Consider the following 17,236-nt stretch of genomic DNA (forward strand, 5'->3'; position numbering starts at 1 on the left):
TCGCGGCGGGGAAATACTTATTGTAGGGTTCGCCGTCATTGGTGAATCGATGGGTGGGGAGCAACGAACCGGCGAGGCGGAGTTGGGCCGGTTCAGGCGGCGACTGCTGGAACTGAAACGCGAGGGGTGTAACGTGTTGGTCGTCGGCGACGCGGGTGGGGCGTCGGCCTGCCGGCGACTCCTCGGGGATTCGAGCGCCGGACCGCGCTACCGGGTGTTCGTGGCGGCCGACGCCGACCGATCGAGCGCCAGGGACCGCCTCGACGCCATCGACGAGGACCGGACCCGAGACGCCGCGGCGGTGGTGGTCTGGCGGCCGGGCGGTCGCGACGCGGCCGGCGGCTCGTCGGCGTCCGCCGACTCGCTGGACCGGGACGTGACCGTCGAATCGGCAGACCTCCGCGCGCTGGGCGCCGCGGTCGCGGAGACCGTCGAGGCGCTCGCGTCGGGCGCCGAACGACGCTCGCCCGCGCGGCTTCGGCTCTGTTTCGACTCGCTCGCGCCGGTGGTCGACGGCCACGGGGTTCGGGACGCCCGGCGATTCCTGCTCGGAGTCACCGAGACCGTCGAGCGCGTCGACGGGATGGGCCACTACCACTTGCCGGGTCGGTACGACCGCGACGCGCTGGCGGCCCTGTTCGACGGCACGGTCGAGGTTCGGCGCGCCCGAGACGGCGTCGAACAGCGGTGGCGCGTCGACGGGATGGACACCGGCTGGATTCGGCTCTGAGACGCCGAAGTCGAGATTCCGGATCGAGGCGGCCGACGGCTACGGATCGGCCATCGAGCCGTCGTCGCCGGTCGACTCCGAGCGCTCGCGTGTGAGATACCACCAGTAGTCGCGGTTCAGGCGCTTCCAGACGCCGGGATCGGTGCCCGGCGACTCGCGGTTGAGCTCGCGAATCCGCCGGACGTCCCGTCGGGTCAGCTTCCGGAAGTGAGGCTTGGCGAGGAGTTGGGCGACACCCCGGGAGCTCTCGGTGCCTTCGATGCGTTGCTTGCGTCGCTCGCGGTCTTCGGCGACCAGCTCGCGGGGGCTGAGGCTGTAGTAGTACGCTTGGACGGTCGGGAACCACGCGTCGCTGACGGCCCCGTCGGTACAGCCCACGAGCGCCGACCGGAACGCGACGAGACGCTCGCGGCGGTCCGGGCCCGCGCGTTCGGCTCGGTCGGCCGCGGCCTCGGAGAGCGCGTCGTGGGCCGCGAGGACCGTTCGGAGATCCTCGGCCGCGTCGCTGAACCGCTCTGCGGTCTCGATCCGGAAGCGCCGCTCGGCGCGCTGGTCGTGTTTGTAGTACTTCCCGGTCGCCTCGGACTCGTACTCGCGGGCCGCGAAGTAGCGTCGGTTGAGCCCGACGAGCGCCTTGAGGTACGCCGTCTTCAGTTCGTCGGGGTCGTCGGCGTCCGGCGACGTGCGCTCGCCGTCGCCGATCGGCGCGCGCAACGCGGTTCGGCCCGCCGACGCGAGCGACGAGAGGAACCGCTCGCCGTCGTACCGCAGGAAGTCCTGTCGCCCGTCGTTGTCCTCCACGAGGTACTTCGAGCCCGTGAAGAACGCCTTCGACACCATGGCGGCTACTCGGTCGAGACGTGTCTCCGATGGGGTATAAACGTCCGCCGGATTATCACCGCCGAGAACGCCGACCCCCGACGGTCACCAGAGCGTGAGCGAGTCCTCTTCGAGGAAGTGGTCGATCTCGTGGGCGTACTCTTCGATCCCGACGAGCTGTTCGCGCAGTATCTCGCCGGTCGCGTGATCGCCGAGGCTCTCGGCGAGTTCGATGTGGCTGCTGACGCTCTCGATGATGTCGCCGTACGCGTCGAGGTCGTGCCCGAGCGAGGTGCGGACGTCGTAGACGTCCTCGCCCTCGAACGGGACGGGGCTGTGGCGTTCGAGCGCGGCCGGACCGCTGACGGGGACGCCCCCGAGTGCCTGTACGCGCTCGGCGATCTCGTCGGCGTTCTCCTCGGCGTCCTCGGCGGCTTCGCCCAAGAACAGGTGGAGCGACCGGTACTGGGCGCCCGCGACGTTCCAGTGGTGTTTTCGAAGTTGATGGTACAGGACGTACGTCGCCGCGAGGTCGGCGTTCAGCGCCTCGACGATCTGTTCGGCCTTCCCGGTGTCGAGCCGGACCGGGTTCGGTTCGACCGTTCCGGCCTGCCTGCGAATCTCCTGTCGTTGCTGGCTCATGTTGTCTCTCCCCGACAGGGAGACGACGCGAGGACGCTTAAGCGTGTGCGCCGCTCGGGTCGGCGCCTCGACCCGGGATCGGGTAGGTCGGCGGTCCGACAGTTCGTTAATCCGAGTTTGAGTAAATATTTTACGCACGCGGGCCCAAGAGGCGGCTATGTCACAACAGCCACTACAGCGTCGGGAGCGCCTCTACATCGACGGCGACTGGCGCGACGCCGACGACGTGCTCGAAGTCACCGACCTCGCTGACGGCGGTGCGTTCGCGCGGGTGGCGGCCGCGAACCCCGAGCAGGCCGACGCCGCGCTGGCGGCGGCCGAGCGCGCCCGGTCGGCGATGCGCGAGACCACGATCCCCCGGCGTGCCGACTGGATGGACGAGATCGCCGACCGACTGCTCGCCCGCAAGGAGGAACTCGCGGAGGTCATCGTGCGCGAGGCCGGCAAACCGATCTCCTCGGCGCGCGGCGAGGTCGAGTCGGCCGCCGAGCGGTTCCGCCGGGCCAAAGAGGAGATACGGGCGCTCAAAGGCGAGTACCGCGAGGGCACCACCGCGGGCCACGAGGGCTGGGAGGCCATCGTCAAACACGAGCCGGTCGGCACCGTGCTCGCGATCACGCCGTACAACTACCCCCTCTCGACAACCGCGCTGTCGGTCGCGCCCGCGCTGGCCGCCGGCAACGCCGTGATCCTCAAGCCCGCGAGCGACACGCCGGTCAGCGCCGCGATCCTCGCCGACGTGATGTCCGAACTCGATCTCCCCGACGGCGCGTTCAACTTCGTCCCCGGAAAGGCGAGCGACATCGGCGACGTGCTGGCGGGCGACGACCGCGTCAACACGATCTCGATGACGGGATCGAGCGCCGCCGGCAAGCACGTCGCCAAAGAGAGTGGCATGGTGAACCTCCACATGGAGCTGGGCGGGAACGCGCCGGCGGTCGTCTTCCCCGACGCCGACCTCCCGGACGTGGCCGGTCAGTGCGCGAAGGGGTCGTTCAAGTACGCGGGCCAGCGGTGCTCGGCGGTGAGTCGGGTGCTCGCCCACGAGTCGATCCACGACGAGGTCGTCGACCTGCTCGAAGCCGAGATGGACGCCTGGCGGCCCGGCGACCTCTTCGAGGAGGAGACGACGATGGGGCCGCTCATCAACGAGGGACAGGCCGAGTGGGTCCAAAAACTGGTCGAGGACGCCGTCGAGAAGGGCGCGGATCTGGTCCGGGGCGGCGAGCGCGACGGAATCGACTTCGAGCCCACCCTGCTGGCGAACGTGCCCCACGACGCCCGGATCGTCCACGAGGAGCAGTTCGGGCCGGTGGCGGCGGTGACCGCGTTCGACACCGAGGACGCGGCCGTCGAGATCGCAAACCGCGGCGACCTCGCGCTCGACGCGTCGGTGTTCACCAACGACCACGAGCGCGCGATGGACCTCGCCGACCGCCTCGACGCCGGGGCAGTCCGCATCAACGGCGCCCCGAGCCACGGACTCGGCGACATCCCGTTCGGCGGCAACGAAGCCTCCGGCATCGGCCGGCAGGGCCTCTACGTCACCATCGAGGAGATGGTCCGCGAGAAGAGCATCGTGCTGTAATCGGTAATTTCGCCCGACGCCGCTCGACGACGCTCGGTGGTAATCGGAGGTAGAGTTTCGGCGGCGGCGTCGCGCGCGCTTTAGCCGGTCCGTTAGGCGTCGTTCACGCGAGAAACGTCCGGTTTCGCGTTCCGTTACGCTCCGTTGTGCCCCGAACGACTGTGGCCGTTTATTGGGCCGACGCTACTCCCACTGGTGGAGCCATGACCGAAGAAAAAGCGTCGAACAGCAGTAGCACATCGCGCAGACGGTTTCTGACGATCACGGCCGGCACCATCGTCGGGACCTCCGCGCTGGCGGCCGGTCAGGAGACGACGACCGAGTCGGCGGCCCCCGAACCCGTCGAGTCCTACCGGTTCGGCGGCGAAGTACAGGCGTGGCAGGGCAGAGCGCCCGAGGCGATCGCCGACACCGAAAACCCGACACTCGAGTTAGAAGCCGGGCGGGTCTACGAGGTCACCTGGGAGAATCTCGACGGTCAGCCCCACAACTGGGCGTTCCGCGACGGCGACGGCAACGATCTGGCGGTCATCTACCCGAACGTGGAGTCCGGAACCGCCGGCGAGGGGACGACGACCGAGGCCGCGACCGCGACGACGGCCGCCGAGACCACGACGGGCGAGATGACGACCGTCGAGCCGCCCGAAGACGCGATCGAGCAGACCGAACAGATCTCCGAGGAGGGCGCGACCCAGACGTTCCACTTCGTCGCCACCGAGGAGATCGCCGACTACTACTGTCCGGTCCACCCGAACACGATGGTCGGCGAGGTGACCGTCCAGAGCGGTGACGGGACGACCACGTCCGAGTAGTCTGACGCCCGTTCGCGATGGGCCTCGTTCGCTTGGGTGCGGTAGTCGTCGTCGCAGTGTCTGCGGGAGTCGATGCTCCGCCGACTGGGGGCAGTCGCAGTCCGCCGACCGGAAGTGGCGCAGTCCGCCGACAGCGGGATAGGGTGATCGAGCGAGCGACTGCGCCGAGGATGCGACCGCATCGAGGATACGACCGCGTCGCGGATCGCGAGCGCCGCCACCCGTCGTTTCCGCTGTTTCGTCTGTCCGGTATCGTTTATAAATTCCCCCACCCCGGCGTTCCGCTGAATCGGGGCTCGGCGGGAGGGAGGGGTCAGGGCGTCGCCGTCGTTCGGCGTGCTGTCGATGCCGAGGGCGTGCTATATAGTCGATATTGACTACAGTACGGATATGGTTTCACCGACTGCTACAAGAAACTTTCTGTCCCCGGGACCGGTTTTCGGGGGGACCCACCCCTCGAGCGCGATTCAGCGGAACGCCGGGGTGGGGGTCATTTTTAAATCACGACCACAGACGAATCAGCGGAATCAGCGGAACGGGTGGTTTCGATAGCTTGATGGGCACGCCCCGACTCCGACCCGAGTACTATGGGTTCGTTCGACTTCGTCCGCGAGTACTCTCCCTACACGAACCGCGAGGCGTTACTCGACGACTACACGCCCGACACGCTGGTCGGGCGCGACGACGAACTGGAGGAGTACCACGGCGCGCTCCAGCCTGCGATCTACGGCGAACAGCCCGACAACATCTTCCTCTACGGCAAGGCCGGCGTGGGCAAGACCGCCGCCACGCGCTTTCTGTTGAACAAGCTCGGCGAGAACGCCGAGGCGTACGAGGACCTCGAGGTCCGGACCGAGATCGTCAACTGCGACGGACTGAACTCCTCGTATCGGGTCGCGAGCCACCTCGTCAACGCCCTGCGCCCGCCGTCGAACCGCATCAGCGAGACCGGCTACTCCCGATCGCAGGTGTACGACCTGATGTGGGAGGAACTCGACTCCCACGGCGGCATCATCCTCGTCGTGCTCGACGAGATCGACCACCTCAAGGACGACTCCATCCTCTATCAGCTCTCGCGGGCCCGCGAGAACGAGAACCTCACCGAGGCCCGAATCGGGCTCATCGGCATCTCGAACGACCTCACCTTCCGCGACTCGCTTTCGCCGAAGGTCCGGTCGTCGCTCTGTGAGCGGGCCATCTCCTTTTCGACGTACGACGCCAACGAGCTCCGAGCGGTCCTCGACCAGCGCCGGAAGGTCGCGTTCAAAGACGACGTGCTCACCGACGACGTGGTGCCCCTCTGTGCGGCGTTCGGCGCCCAAGAGTCCGGCGACGCCCGGAAGGCCCTCGACCTGCTGCTCAAGGCGGGGGACCTCGCCCGCGAGGAGAACGACGAGCAGGTGACCGAACAGCACGTCCGGCGGGGCCGCCAACTGCTGGAACGCGAGCAGGTCGCCCGCGGGATCGCCGATCTCAACGACCACGAGCGGCTGGTGGTGTACGCGCTGGCGACTCTCGAAGCCGAGAGCGACACGCCCGCCCGCTCGCGGGCCATCTACACCCGGTACAAGTCGCTGGCCGACGCCGCGGGCAAGGATTCGCTGACCGCGCGGTGGCTTCGCGAGCACCTCGACGACCTCGCGATGCTCGGCATCCTGAACGTCACCGAGATCAACGAGGGATCGGCGGGCGGCAAGTACCGCGAGTACGACCTCCAGCAGGACCTCGCGGTGGTGCTCGACGCGCTGGAGGAGACCTTCGAGTCGATGGGCGTCCACACGAGCGTGAAAGGATATCTGTAGGCGCGCGGCTCGCGACGAGGACGGCGAGGGGTCTCGCGGCCACCGACGCACGAGTCACGCTCGCGGCTCGGTCCGTGACGATCTCGCCCGCCGGACATCAGTTCGGCGCGCCTCCCTCCTGTCCGTCGCGCTGGCGCCGCGTCAACAGGAACAGCGCGAACAGGAGCGGCGAGAGGAACAGGACCAGCACCGAGCCGGCGACCGCGAGGATTTCGAGCGGAACCGCCCCGTCGGCGGCCTCGTCCGCGTCCGCTCGGGCGCCGGCCCCGGCTCCCGCCTCGCCCTCGACTTCGATGTCCCCGACCATGGTCGACTGGTGGTAGATGCAGATGTACTCGGCCATCGCGGGCGTCGCGGTGAACGTCACCGACGCGGTCGCGCCCTCCTGAGTCACGTCCTCGGTGCTGGCCAGCTCTTCGCCGTCCTCGGTCCGTACCACGAAGTTGTGGATCACCCCGTCGAGGTTCTCCCAGACGACCTCGTACTCGGTGCCGGCCTCCAGTTCGAGCGTCGGATTCGTCTCCCCGGCGATCGACTCCGGGGCGCGGGCCTCCCACCCGGGGACGTGCCCGCCGAAGCGGTACGTCTCGGTCTGGGCCGCACCCTCGCCGCTCGCGGCCGTCGCCGCGCCCGCGGCGGCCGCGGCCCCGCCCGTCGCGCGAAGGAACGTCCGGCGAGTCACTTGCCCCTCGCCCGATAGCTCGTCGTCGTCGGTCGCCGACGGCGTCGCTTCTCGCTCGGTCGTCGACGGCGCGCCCCGCTGTGAGTCGTGGTTCGTGGTTCCGTTCATCACCCATCCCCCAGTGGGGTTCGCCACACCGGGACAAGAAACCACGGGCTCGCGGTGGCGGGGCCTCTCCCCGCGAGCCGGTGTCCGACCGCGAAACCCAAGGGGCTGGCCGCCGAATCTCGGCGTTATGACCGACTCCGAGCCCGCGGTGCTGGTCGCCGGCGAGGCGCTCGTCGACTTCCTCCCGGACCGACCCGCCCGGCTCGCCGACGTCGAGAACTTCGCCCGGCGGGCCGGCGGCGCGCCCGCCAACGTCGCGGTCGGGCTGGCTCGCCTCGGGACGACGCCGTGGTTCTGGACGCGGGTGGGCACCGACCCCTTCGGCGACCACCTCGCCGAGACGCTCGCGGCGAACGGCGTCCCCGACCGGTTCGTCGAGCGCGATCCGGACGCCCGGACCGCGCTGGCGTTCGTGAGCCACGACGAGGCGGCCGACCGGGCGTTCACGTTCTACCGGAACGACACCGCCGACACCCGACTCGAACCCGGAACGGTGCCCGACGCGGTCCTCGACTCGGTCGCGTGGGTGTACGTCGGCGGGGTGATGCTCGCGGCCGACCCCGGCCGAACCGCCACGTTCGACCTCGCCGAACGCGCCGCGGCCCGCGACTGCACCGTCGTGTTCGACCCGAACGCCCGGCCCGAGCTCTGGGCGGACCGCGGGGCCTTTGCCGACAGCGCGGCCGAGATGTTCGACCACGCCGACGTGGTGAAAGCGACCTCCGAGGACCTCCGTGAGGCGGGTGTCGACGCCGACGACCCCCACGCGCTCGCCCGGGCGGTCTGCGAGCGCGGCCCCCACACCGCGCTGGTGAGCCGCGGCGAGGCGGGCGCGCTCGCCCGGGCGACCGACGCGGCCCCGTGGGGGCCCGACGCCGTCGCCCACGACGGGTACGCGGTCGATCCGGTCGACACCACGGGCGCCGGCGACGCCTTCACGGCGGGGGCGATGGCGGCGCTGGCCGGCGGCGAGCGGTCGCTGTCGGGGGTTCTCTCGTTCGCCAACGCCGTCGCCGCGATCACGACCACCGAGGCGGGCGCGATGGCCGCGTTGCCGACCCGCGAGCGGGTCGAGCGGTTCCGCGGTTCGTAGCCGGCTCAGTCCCGGTGCTCGTCGTCGTCGTTGTCCGACTCGCCGGCCTCGCCCGCCCAGTAGTCGACGTCGGCGTCCGTCGGGTAGTAGCCGTGGAGGCGCCGGTCGTCGCTCCCGCCCGGCGGCGACCCGACGAACACCCCGAGCTTCTCCGAGTCGGGGTAGACGGTCACCTCCGGGTCGTCCATCGTCGACACCGCCAGATATCGGAGCGGTTCGTCGCCGTCGTTGACCACCCTGTGGGCGCCCCGCTCGTCGGCGGGGAGCGCGACGTAGTCGCCCGCGGCGAGCGCGAGGGACTCGTCGTCGAGTCGAAGCCGTCCGTCCCCGGCGAGGACGTAGAGGGCCTCCTCGTTTCGAGTGTGATAGTGGTAGGGCCACGACCGCTTGCCGGCGGGCAGTTCGTAGAGGCTACACCCCAACTGGTCGCCGCCGGCGGCCTCGCCGAGCTGTTTGCGTCTGAACTCCGCGTCGCCCGCTTCGAATCTCGTCCAGTCCATCCGTTCGGCGTTGATACGTCCCATACCCGGAACGTCACAGCCGAGCTACATAACTGTCGGCTCGCTCGGGACCGCCGATTCGTCGGCCCGGTCGCGACGCTCGCCGATCGGGAAGCCGCTCTTCGTGAGACGCTGACGGTCCGTGCGGCGACCGAACACTGTATGATCCGATACGAAACTGGTACGTTTTTAAATCGTTAGTGAGAACTGACATTCGGATGTCACCGCTACAGCCGCCCGATCCCCGCCGCTCCGTTTCGGTGCTCGGCGTCGTCGGGCTCCTCCTGACCGCCGGCTGTCTCGGCCCGGCCGGGACGGCCGTCGACGACCCCGAGTCGGTCGCACAGCAGGTCGAGGCGCGCTACGACGCGCTCGACGAGTACACAACCACGATCGAACGCACCGTCTCGGTCGGCGAGACGACCCGGACGACGCGGGCCACGGTCCGCTTCGAGAAGGGCGAGTCGCTCCGGATCGCCCACCAGACAGGCCCCGACGCGGGCACCGTCACCGTCGTCGAGGACCCCTCGCCGGCGACGCTGCTCTCGACCGACGCGGCGGCGACCGCGACCCCCGGCGCCGAGACGCCGGCCTCCTACGGCGCGTTCGCCGGCCGGCTCGTCGAATCGCACAACGTGACCTACCGCGGGACCGCGGTCGTCGGCGACCGCGCCGCGGTCGTCCTCTCGATCGACCCCACGAACGCGACGACCGACCGGCCGGCCGAGCGCCGGATCTGGATCGACGCCGAACGCCGCGTCCCGCTCCGGATCGAGTCGACGTGGGAGCGCGAGTCCGGTACCGTCACCGAGACGATCCGGTTCACCAACACGTCGGTGACCGCCGCCAACGCCACCGCCGCCCAAGGAGGTGTCGCGGCGTGAAACCCGACGACTCCGGACTACTCGATCGCCTCGGCGGCCCGATCGTCGTCTTCGGCGTGATCGGACTGCTGGTCGGAGCCGGAGCCGCGCCGTACGCGTGGAACGCCGCGACGGCGCCCGACGGCACCGTCGCTGTCGTGGAGGTCCACGGCACGATCACCGGCGACACCGCCACCGCGGCGGTCGACGACCTGCGCGAGGCCCGCCAGAACGACTCCATCGAGGCGGTCGCGCTCGACGTCAACAGTCGCGGCGGCTCGGCGGCCGCCAGCGAACAGCTCTACCTCGCGGTCAAGCGGACCCAACAGACGATGCCGGTCGTCGCGAGCGTGACCGGCTCGGCGGCCTCGGGCGGCTACTACGCCGCCGTCCCGGCCGATCGGATCTTCGTCTCGCCCGCGGGCAGCGTGGGTAGCGTCGGCGTGCGCGCGCTCCTGCCATCGGGAGGCGGGCCGGCCGGCGAGATCACGACCGGTCCCGACAAGCGTTCGACCGCGACCGAGGCCGAGGTCCGGCGCCGGGTCGAGACCCTCCGGCGCGCGTTCGTCGGATCGGTCCTCGAAGAGCGCGGCGACGCACTCGATCTCACCGCCGAGGAGCTCTCGTACGCGAAGCTCTACTCGGGGTCCCGGGGCATCGAGGTCGGCCTCGCCGACGAGGTCGGCGGCGTCGACGCCGCCATCGGGGCCGCCGCCGACCGCGCGGACCTCGCGAACTACCGGACCGTCCGGATGGAGTCGCCGGCCCCGAGCGTGCTCGGGCAACTCGGGCTGAACGCCACGGCCAGCGACGGGCCGACCACCCGCGCCACCTTCGGGTACGCGGGAGTCGACACCGTCCAGTATCTGATGCTCCACGGGCAACTGGAGACCGACCGCACCGTGACCGCGGAGGTGAGTACGAATGCGACGAACTGAGCTCCTGAAGAGCGTCGTCGCGTTCGCGCTCGTGGCGGGCGTCGTGCTGGCGAGCGTCGCCGGCGCGGGCGTCCTGCTCGGCGACGCGACCGACGCGTCCACCGATCCGGACGCGCCGGCGTTCACCTCGGACTCGCTGCCGGCCACGCCGGTCGCCGACGACGGGACGGTCACGGCGCCGGAGGGCGACGAGCCCAAGACGGTGGTCGTCGACCGGAGCCACGCCAACGCGGTCCAGAAGAGCGATCTCCAACCGCTCGTCGACGCGCTGATCGCGCAGGGCCACGAGGTCCGGTTCCACACCGGCGCCGGCGCCGGGCAGGGCCTCGGCGGGTTCTCGGGCGGCTCGGGCGAGTCGACGTTCAACGACACGCTCAGGTCGGCCGACGCCTTCGTCGTGGCCAACCCCGCGACCGAGTACACCGCCGACGAGATCGCCGGCATCGAGGCCTTCGCCGAGGCGGGCGGTCGGGTGCTGTTGCTCGCCGATCCCGCCGGCGCGCCCGCCTCCTCTAGTGCCAGTTCGCTCCCGATCCCGCTCGGGGGCGCCAGCGGTTCGTCGGCGACGCCGGGCCAGCCGACGAACCTCGCGGCCGCGTTCGATCTCTCGTTCGACGCCGGCTACCTCTACGACATGGCCGAGAACGCCAACCACTTCCAGAGCGTCTACGCCGCGCCGACGGGCGACGGACCGCTCGCGACCGGCGCGGACCGGGTCGTCCTCCGGGACGCCGCGGCGATCGCGACCGGCCCCGACGCCGAGCCGGTGCTCGCGGCCGCGGACGCTCGCCTCTCGTCGACGCGTCGGGCCGGGAACTACACCGTCGCCGCGCGCGCCGGGAACGTGACCGCGATCGGGGACACCGACTTCCTCGCGCCCGCGACCGCGACGGTCGGCGACAACGACCGACTGGTCGGCAACGTCGCCGGCTTCCTCGTGACCGGCGAAAAGACCGCGGAGGCTCCGGCCCCCGCGGGCGGATCCAGCGGTGTGCCCGAACTCGGACCCGGCGGCGTGACGCCGCCCCAGACGGGCAATCAGACGACCAACGCCACCTCGGGCTGACTGTCGGTCCCGCGGCCCCGACGATCAGTCGCGCCGCTTTTGTATCCGGTCTTCGGATGCTGTGGTAACCGAGTCAGAACCGTGACCGAGAACCACGAACGCGACGCGGGGTCGGAGCCGACCGAATCCGACTTCGTCGACTACGGCATCGATGAGCGACCGCCGCTGGGGGAGTCGATCCTGCTCGGCGTGCAACACTACCTCACCATGGTCGGGGCCAACATCGCGGTCCCGCTCATCCTCGCGGGGGCGCTGGGAATGCCCGAACCGCTGTGGCCCCGGTTCATCGGGACCTTCTTCGTGGTGTCGGGGATCGCGACGCTCGCCCAGACGACGCTCGGCAACCGCTACCCGATCGTGCAGGGGGCGCCGTTCTCGATGCTCGCGCCCGCGCTCGCGGTCGTCGGCGTGGTACAGGCCACGAATCCGACTGGGATGGCCGACTGGCGGGCCGCACTGCTCGGCCTCCAAGGAGCGATCATCGTCGCGTCGCTGTTCGAGGTCGCGATCGGCTACTTCGGACTGCTCGGACGGCTCAGGCGGTATCTCTCGCCGGTCGTCATCGGACCGACCATCGCGCTCATCGGGCTCTCGCTGTTCGACGCGCCGCAGGTCACCGCGGCGACACAGAACTGGCCGCTGTTGTTCGTGACGCTCGCGCTCATCACTCTGTTCTCGCAGTACCTCGACTCCCGGAGCCGGGTGTTCGCGCTGTTCCCGGTGTTGCTGGGCGTCGTCGCGGCCTACGCTCTCGCGGTCGCACTCTCGCTGGCCGGCGTCTACGTCCCCGGCACCTCGGGGTACGTCGACGTGACGGGGATCTTCGAGGCGCCCGCGGTGGTCGTCCCGTACCCGCTCCAGTGGGGAATGCCCCAGTTCGAGGCGTCGCTCGCCATCGGGATGCTCGCGGGGGTCGGGGCCTCGATCATCGAGAGCTTCGGGGACTACCACGCCGTCGCGCGCCTGTCGGGCGTCGGCGCGCCAAGCGAGAAGCGCATCGACCACGGCATCGGCATGGAGGGGCTGATGAACGTCTTCTCCGGGCTGATGGGCGCGAGCGGCTCGACGTCCTACTCGGAGAACATCGGCGCGATCGGCCTGACGGGGGTCGCCTCGCGGTACGTGGTGCAGGTCGGAGCGGTCGTGATGGTCGGGGTCGGGTTCGTGGGCTACTTCGGGGCCGCGATCCGGTCGATCCCCGACCCGGTGGTCGGCGGGCTCTACGTCGCCATGTTCGGCCAGATCGTCGCGGTCGGGCTCTCGAACCTGAAGTACGTCGACCTCGACTCCTCGCGCAACATCTACGTCATCGGCGTCTCGCTGTTCGCGGGGCTCGCGGTCCCGGCCTACATGGGCAACGTCGCGGCCGCGGCCCCCGACGGGATGGGCGGTGCCGCCTTCTTCCGCCAGAGCCTCGCGAACGTCGCCGTGGTCGGCCCGGTGCTCGGGACGAAACTGGTCGCCGACACCGTCTACGTGATCGGGGGCACCGGCATGGCGGTCGGCGGGCTGGTCGCGTTCGTCCTCGACAACACCATCGAGGGGACCCGCGCCGAGCGCGGACTGGAGGCGTGGGCCGAGATCGCCGAGGACGAAGGCGACTTCCGGACCGCCTTCGAGCGGTTCGGCGCCGACGACACCGACCCCGTGAAAGGCGACTGACACCGCGGATAGTTCGATAGATTGAACTGTCTCACCCTCGGGTCGTCGGGCATGGACGCACAGCGACAGGTCGCGGCGTTCGTCGACCGCTACGACATCGACGCGCCGCCGGCCTACCGCCTGCTCGACCTAACGTCGGAGCTCGGAGAGCTCGCCAAGGACGCCAACACCTCGACGGGCTACGGCGACGACCCCGACGCGCTCGCGCTCTCGGAGGACGAACTCGGTGACGCGCTGTTCGCGTTGCTCGCGCTCGCCGAGTCGGTCGGGGTCGACGCCGACGACGCCCTCGACTCCGCGCTCGCGAAGTACGAGGTGCGGCTCGACGAAACCGGCGACGCCGGCTCGGGCGAGTGAGTTCCGGGCGGTTTCGACGCCCGTCACCGGCCGGGGTTCGTCGCCCGCGGCCCCCACACTCAACCCGGATGCCGTCGAACCCGACCACATGCCGATGGAAACGTACACGCTCGTGATCACCGAGGACGACGACCGGAGCGGACTCATGGGTGACGTGTACACCGACGACGGGACCATCGCCGAGTCGGTGTTTCTCGACTACGACGACTACGGCCTGCGCGCGGACGGGGACGCCGATCCCGACGAGCGCCGCCGTGAGACGACCGCCGACGTGACGACGTTGAACCTCGACGTGGCCCGCGACGACGGGAGCTTCCAGTTGCGACTACTCGGCGACGGGAGCCGGGAGCTGTTGACCGAACGCGTCGGCGACGACGAGTGGCGCCTCTCGGCGGAGTGACTGACGGCGCGAGAAGACGAGACGGGCGGGGCTACTCGAACGCCGACTCCAGCCGATCGACGAGCCCCTCGTTGCCGACGTACACCGGCGTGCGCTGGTGGAGTTCGTCGGCGTCGGCGTCGAGGATCGACCCGGCACCGTCCGAGGACGCCCCGCCGGCCGATTCGACGATGTAGGCGATCGGGTTGGCCTCGAACTGGAGCCGGAGCTTGCCCTCGGGCCGGGAGTCGAGTTCGGGGTAGCCAAACACCCCGCCGTAGGTCACCACCTGATTCACGTCGCCGATCATCGCACCGCCGTACCGGAGTTTGAGTTCGCGCTCGATCTCTCCGGCGTAGTCGGCGAACCGGTCGGTCCAGTCGGGCACGCGCCCGCCGAAGCCGTAGACGACCGGCTCGTCGGGCAACGAGAGGTCCTCGCGGACCGCCCGTCGGTCGGCGAGTTCGCCGTCCGCACCCTCCAAAACGTACTCGGTCACCGCGCCGTCCCGGGCGACTACCATCGTCGTGATCGGCCCGTAGAGGACGTAGGCGGCCCCAACGAGCTCCCGCCCTCTCGCGGGGAGGTCGTCGTCGTAGACGCCGACGATCGTCCCCATCGAGTTGTTGGACTTGAGGTTCGACGAGCCGTCGAGGGGGTCGATCGCGACGGCGTACCCCTCGCCCGCGTCGACGACGCCTTCGCGCTCCTCGCTGGCGAACTGGCCGACGCCGTCGAGGGCCGTCAGGCGGTCTTCGAGCAGTTCGTCGGCCCACACGTCGGCGGCCAGTTGGGTCTCGCCGCTGGGGTTTTGCTCGTCGGCCTTTCGACGGCGACCCGCGAGTCCGCTCCGGATCTCGGGGGCCGCGTTCGCGACCGTCTCGACGACCCGCGAGATCGGGTCGGCGCCGGGGTCGCTCATTCGTCGAGCGCTTCGTCGGCGGTCGCGTCCTCGAAGATCACCTGTTCGAGCGCGTCGAGGATCGCCTCCGGATCCTCGCGCTGCCAGACGTTCCGACCGACCGCGAGTCCGGAGCCCCCGGCGTCCATCACTGCCTCGACGCTCGAGAGGAACTCGTAGTCGCTGACCTTCGAGCCGCCCGACATGACGACGGGCACGTCGGCCGCGGACTCGACCGCCCACTCCATCGACTCCCGGGAGCCGGGGTACTTGACCTTCGCCATGTCGGCGCCGATCTCGAGCGCGATGCGGGTCGCGTACGCGATCACGCTCTCTTTGGTGTCGTTTTTCAGCCCCTGTCCGCGGGGGTACGACCACATCACGACCGGGAGGTCGTACTCGGAGTGGGCCGTCTCCTGGACGTCCCGGAAGTCCTCGTACATCGCCTTCTCGTTGTTCGACCCGGAGTAGACCGTGTAGCCGACCGCGTCGGCGCCGAGCTCGGCGGCGTACTCGACCGTCCAGTTCTGGGGCGAGTGGGGCTCGCCCATCCAGAGGTTGCTGGTGCCGTTGAGCTTCGCCAGCAGGTTCACCTGATCGTCGTAGGAGGGGTAGTACGTCTCGGCGACGCCCTTCTGGACCGCCAGCGTCGTGACCGCGTCGTGGGTCGCGATGTCGAAGACCGTCTCGGGGTCCAGCGTCTCGGGGACCGAACTGAAGTCCGCGGAGGGGCCGTGTTCGAGCCCGTGGTCGTAGGCGAGGATGAGGGACTTCCCGTCGCGCGTGATCGGTGAGTCGTCGAGCGGAATCATTCGTTCCAAAATCCGATAACCTCGCATAAGAGTTTAATGGTCACGCGTCGGCGACGGGGCTCGGCGGTACGGTCCGATCTGGGGGCCCTCGACGGCCCTCCGGCGGTTCGAGGGCAGACTAATGATTACTACGGAGTGAGTAAAAATCAGGCGAGGTCGCGGGCGGCGTCGCGCCACTCCGCGACGCGCTCGCGGTCGAGTTCCAGCGAGTCGGCGACGTGTTCGGGGTCGGCGGTCGCGAGGCTCCGGACGGAGGTGACTCCGGCCTCCGCGAGGAGGTCCGAGACGGTCGCGTCGACGCCCGGCACGTCGGTCACCGGATCGGGCTTCGAGCGGTCGCGCCACGCGGCCTCGGCGGCCTCGGCCGCGCCGCTGCCGTCCGCCGACGCCTCCGCGGACGCGCCGTCGGCGCCGGGGTCGGCCGACTCCCAGTCGCCGCTGCTGGCGGCGACCCACTCGCGCTCGCCGTCCTGGAGTCCGCGGACCTTCGACGACCGCTCGTCGAGCGAGTCCTCGTCGCCGCCGAACGACCACGGCAGGGAGTGTTCGCGCCGAAGCCGAGTCGCGACGCCGGCGTTCACGCCCGCCTCGACCAGCATCTCGTACGAGACGGTCTTGTCCGGGATGCCCGAGGCGTCGAACGACGCGCCCGCGAGCACCTCAGCGGTCGCCGGGCCGACGAAACGGATGTCGGTCAGCCGCGCCGGGTCGTTCGGGGTTTCGTCGTCGGGGGCGTCGTTGTTGCTCACGGGGACGTCACCAGTTAGTTGGGTCTCACACTCCCGTGGCTTGTATTTTTTGCATAGCGTGACCGAACGATGACCGTCCGGATGGCGGGCGACAGGAATATATCGGCGTCCGCGAACTGCTATCTATGGACGACCTCCCCGACGACGCAGTGCTGTTGCTGGTGGACTTCCAGCGGGGCTTCGAGGCCGACGAGTGGGGCGAGCGAAACAACCCCGGCGCAGAAGACCGCGCACGGGACCTCCTCGCGGCGTGGCGGCGGACCGGCCGACCGGTGGCCCACGTCCGCCACGCCTCCCGAGAGGCCGACTCGCCGCTCCGGCCCGACGCCGAGGGGTTCGGCTTCGTCGACGGCCTCGCCCCCGAGGGCGAGGAACGCGAGTTCGTCAAGCGGGTCAACAGCGCGTTCGTCGGGACGGACCTGGAGGGGTGGCTCCGCGAGCGCGGCCACGGGACGTTGGTGGTCGCGGGCCTGACCACCGACCACTGCGTCTCGACCACTGCCCGGATGGCCGAGAATCTGGGGTTCCGGACGGTCGTGGTCGCCGACGCCACCGCGACCCACGACCGCGAAGCGCCCGACGGGAGCGCCATCGCGCCCGAGCGGAACCATCAGGTCGCGCTCGCACACCTCCGAGAGGAGTTCGCGGACGTCGCCGACGCCCGCGACGTGCTCGGGGCGTTCGAGTAATCCCGTCGGGGACTTCGGTAGGCTTACGGCTCGACCGCAAGAAT

The 17,236-nt window shown here is 70.0% G+C and carries 19 protein-coding genes; 12 read left to right on the forward strand and 7 right to left on the reverse strand.

What is annotated here, in order from left to right; translation table 11 throughout:
• Positions 1-49 precede the first annotated feature (49 nt).
• A complete protein-coding gene (locus EPY72_RS02695; RefSeq protein WP_135805483.1) occupies positions 50-730 on the forward strand; it encodes a DUF7504 family protein in 681 nt (226 codons plus the stop codon).
• Between the two features lie 39 nt (positions 731-769).
• Here EPY72_RS02695 and EPY72_RS02700 read toward each other — a convergent pair whose 3' ends face one another.
• Positions 770-1,570, reverse strand: a complete 801-nt coding sequence (locus tag EPY72_RS02700) for a hypothetical protein (protein ID WP_135805484.1) — start codon at positions 1,568-1,570, stop codon at positions 770-772.
• Between the two features lie 84 nt (positions 1,571-1,654).
• The gene (gene dpsA / locus EPY72_RS02705) at positions 1,655-2,191 is read right to left on the reverse strand and encodes a DNA starvation/stationary phase protection protein DpsA (RefSeq protein ID WP_134670645.1); all 537 of its coding nucleotides are present in this window, start codon (positions 2,189-2,191) and stop codon (positions 1,655-1,657) included.
• Between the two features lie 157 nt (positions 2,192-2,348).
• Between dpsA and EPY72_RS02710 the strand changes: the two genes are divergently transcribed.
• From EPY72_RS02710 to EPY72_RS02720, 3 genes are all read left to right on the forward strand, one after another.
• Positions 2,349-3,779, forward strand: a complete 1,431-nt coding sequence (locus tag EPY72_RS02710; RefSeq protein ID WP_135805485.1) for an aldehyde dehydrogenase family protein — start codon at positions 2,349-2,351, stop codon at positions 3,777-3,779.
• 203 nt (positions 3,780-3,982) lie between these two features.
• On the forward strand, positions 3,983-4,591 hold the full coding sequence (locus EPY72_RS02715; protein ID WP_135805486.1) for a plastocyanin/azurin family copper-binding protein: 609 nt from the start codon (positions 3,983-3,985) through the stop codon (positions 4,589-4,591).
• 587 nt (positions 4,592-5,178) lie between these two features.
• Positions 5,179-6,393 carry a Cdc6/Cdc18 family protein gene (locus tag EPY72_RS02720; RefSeq protein ID WP_134670642.1) on the forward strand — a complete coding sequence of 405 codons (1,215 nt, stop codon included), beginning with the start codon at positions 5,179-5,181 and terminating at the stop codon, positions 6,391-6,393.
• A 97-nt stretch (positions 6,394-6,490) separates the two neighbouring features.
• Here EPY72_RS02720 and EPY72_RS02725 read toward each other — a convergent pair whose 3' ends face one another.
• A complete protein-coding gene (locus EPY72_RS02725) occupies positions 6,491-7,183 on the reverse strand; it encodes a cupredoxin domain-containing protein (protein WP_135805487.1) in 693 nt (230 codons plus the stop codon).
• 127 nt (positions 7,184-7,310) lie between these two features.
• Between EPY72_RS02725 and EPY72_RS02730 the strand changes: the two genes are divergently transcribed.
• Complete coding sequence (locus EPY72_RS02730; RefSeq protein ID WP_135805488.1) at positions 7,311-8,276, forward strand: carbohydrate kinase family protein; 966 nt, start codon at positions 7,311-7,313, stop codon at positions 8,274-8,276.
• A 5-nt stretch (positions 8,277-8,281) separates the two neighbouring features.
• Here the strand turns inward: EPY72_RS02730 and EPY72_RS02735 are convergent, their stop codons facing one another.
• Positions 8,282-8,800, reverse strand: a complete 519-nt coding sequence (locus tag EPY72_RS02735) for a cupin domain-containing protein (RefSeq protein ID WP_135805489.1) — start codon at positions 8,798-8,800, stop codon at positions 8,282-8,284.
• Between the two features lie 194 nt (positions 8,801-8,994).
• Between EPY72_RS02735 and EPY72_RS02740 the strand changes: the two genes are divergently transcribed.
• The 6 genes from EPY72_RS02740 (at position 8,995) to EPY72_RS02765 (ending at position 14,062) form a co-directional block, all read left to right on the forward strand.
• Positions 8,995-9,660, forward strand: coding sequence for a sigma-E factor regulatory protein RseB domain-containing protein (locus EPY72_RS02740; protein WP_134670639.1), 666 nt, complete (start codon positions 8,995-8,997; stop codon positions 9,658-9,660).
• A complete protein-coding gene (locus tag EPY72_RS02745) occupies positions 9,657-10,577 on the forward strand; it encodes a S49 family peptidase (RefSeq protein ID WP_210423480.1) in 921 nt (306 codons plus the stop codon). The genes EPY72_RS02740 and EPY72_RS02745 overlap by 4 nt, the downstream gene beginning before the upstream one ends.
• Entirely contained in the window at positions 10,564-11,643 is a 1,080-nt protein-coding gene (locus EPY72_RS19185) for a motility-associated ABC transporter substrate-binding family protein (RefSeq protein ID WP_134670638.1), read from the forward strand. Before EPY72_RS02745 ends, EPY72_RS19185 begins: the two co-directional genes overlap by 14 nt.
• 81 nt (positions 11,644-11,724) lie before the next feature.
• On the forward strand, positions 11,725-13,305 hold the full coding sequence (locus EPY72_RS02755) for a uracil-xanthine permease family protein (RefSeq protein WP_135805490.1): 1,581 nt from the start codon (positions 11,725-11,727) through the stop codon (positions 13,303-13,305).
• Between the two features lie 51 nt (positions 13,306-13,356).
• Complete coding sequence (locus EPY72_RS02760) at positions 13,357-13,662, forward strand: MazG nucleotide pyrophosphohydrolase domain-containing protein (RefSeq protein ID WP_135805491.1); 306 nt, start codon at positions 13,357-13,359, stop codon at positions 13,660-13,662.
• Between the two features lie 88 nt (positions 13,663-13,750).
• The gene (locus tag EPY72_RS02765; protein ID WP_134670635.1) at positions 13,751-14,062 is read left to right on the forward strand and encodes a hypothetical protein; all 312 of its coding nucleotides are present in this window, start codon (positions 13,751-13,753) and stop codon (positions 14,060-14,062) included.
• Between the two features lie 31 nt (positions 14,063-14,093).
• Here the strand turns inward: EPY72_RS02765 and EPY72_RS02770 are convergent, their stop codons facing one another.
• The 3 genes from EPY72_RS02770 to EPY72_RS02780 all read right to left on the reverse strand — a co-directional run bounded on the left by EPY72_RS02770 (position 14,094) and on the right by EPY72_RS02780 (position 16,503).
• A complete protein-coding gene (locus EPY72_RS02770; protein ID WP_135805492.1) occupies positions 14,094-14,963 on the reverse strand; it encodes a class 1 fructose-bisphosphatase in 870 nt (289 codons plus the stop codon).
• A complete protein-coding gene (locus EPY72_RS02775; RefSeq protein WP_134670633.1) occupies positions 14,960-15,754 on the reverse strand; it encodes a class I fructose-bisphosphate aldolase in 795 nt (264 codons plus the stop codon). The genes EPY72_RS02770 and EPY72_RS02775 overlap by 4 nt, the downstream gene beginning before the upstream one ends.
• Before the next feature lie 146 nt (positions 15,755-15,900).
• Positions 15,901-16,503 (reverse strand): DUF7409 domain-containing protein, encoded by a 603-nt coding sequence (locus EPY72_RS02780; RefSeq protein WP_244605508.1) that lies wholly within the window; start codon positions 16,501-16,503, stop codon positions 15,901-15,903.
• 125 nt (positions 16,504-16,628) lie between these two features.
• Here EPY72_RS02780 and EPY72_RS02785 point away from each other — a divergent pair, with 125 nt between their 5' ends.
• Positions 16,629-17,192, forward strand: coding sequence for a cysteine hydrolase family protein (locus EPY72_RS02785; protein ID WP_135805493.1), 564 nt, complete (start codon positions 16,629-16,631; stop codon positions 17,190-17,192).
• Positions 17,193-17,236 lie beyond the last annotated feature (44 nt).

This window comes from Halorussus marinus (assembly GCF_004765795.1).
GTDB classification, from domain to species: domain Archaea; phylum Halobacteriota; class Halobacteria; order Halobacteriales; family Haladaptataceae; genus Halorussus; species Halorussus marinus.

What these genes read in the sequence shown, in the direction of transcription:
- EPY72_RS02695 (WP_135805483.1), top strand. Translation starts at nt 50, where the DNA reads ATGGGTGGGGAGCAACGAACCGGCGAGGCGGAGTTGGGCCGGTTCAGG.
- EPY72_RS02700 (WP_135805484.1), bottom strand. Translation starts at nt 1,570, where the DNA reads ATGGTGTCGAAGGCGTTCTTCACGGGCTCGAAGTACCTCGTGGAGGAC.
- dpsA (WP_134670645.1), bottom strand. Translation starts at nt 2,191, where the DNA reads ATGAGCCAGCAACGACAGGAGATTCGCAGGCAGGCCGGAACGGTCGAA.
- EPY72_RS02710 (WP_135805485.1), top strand. Translation starts at nt 2,349, where the DNA reads ATGTCACAACAGCCACTACAGCGTCGGGAGCGCCTCTACATCGACGGC.
- EPY72_RS02715 (WP_135805486.1), top strand. Translation starts at nt 3,983, where the DNA reads ATGACCGAAGAAAAAGCGTCGAACAGCAGTAGCACATCGCGCAGACGG.
- EPY72_RS02720 (WP_134670642.1), top strand. Translation starts at nt 5,179, where the DNA reads ATGGGTTCGTTCGACTTCGTCCGCGAGTACTCTCCCTACACGAACCGC.
- EPY72_RS02725 (WP_135805487.1), bottom strand. Translation starts at nt 7,183, where the DNA reads ATGAACGGAACCACGAACCACGACTCACAGCGGGGCGCGCCGTCGACG.
- EPY72_RS02730 (WP_135805488.1), top strand. Translation starts at nt 7,311, where the DNA reads ATGACCGACTCCGAGCCCGCGGTGCTGGTCGCCGGCGAGGCGCTCGTC.
- EPY72_RS02735 (WP_135805489.1), bottom strand. Translation starts at nt 8,800, where the DNA reads ATGGGACGTATCAACGCCGAACGGATGGACTGGACGAGATTCGAAGCG.
- EPY72_RS02740 (WP_134670639.1), top strand. Translation starts at nt 8,995, where the DNA reads ATGTCACCGCTACAGCCGCCCGATCCCCGCCGCTCCGTTTCGGTGCTC.
- EPY72_RS19185 (WP_134670638.1), top strand. Translation starts at nt 10,564, where the DNA reads ATGCGACGAACTGAGCTCCTGAAGAGCGTCGTCGCGTTCGCGCTCGTG.
- EPY72_RS02760 (WP_135805491.1), top strand. Translation starts at nt 13,357, where the DNA reads ATGGACGCACAGCGACAGGTCGCGGCGTTCGTCGACCGCTACGACATC.
- EPY72_RS02765 (WP_134670635.1), top strand. Translation starts at nt 13,751, where the DNA reads ATGCCGATGGAAACGTACACGCTCGTGATCACCGAGGACGACGACCGG.
- EPY72_RS02770 (WP_135805492.1), bottom strand. Translation starts at nt 14,963, where the DNA reads ATGAGCGACCCCGGCGCCGACCCGATCTCGCGGGTCGTCGAGACGGTC.
- EPY72_RS02775 (WP_134670633.1), bottom strand. Translation starts at nt 15,754, where the DNA reads ATGATTCCGCTCGACGACTCACCGATCACGCGCGACGGGAAGTCCCTC.
- EPY72_RS02785 (WP_135805493.1), top strand. Translation starts at nt 16,629, where the DNA reads ATGGACGACCTCCCCGACGACGCAGTGCTGTTGCTGGTGGACTTCCAG.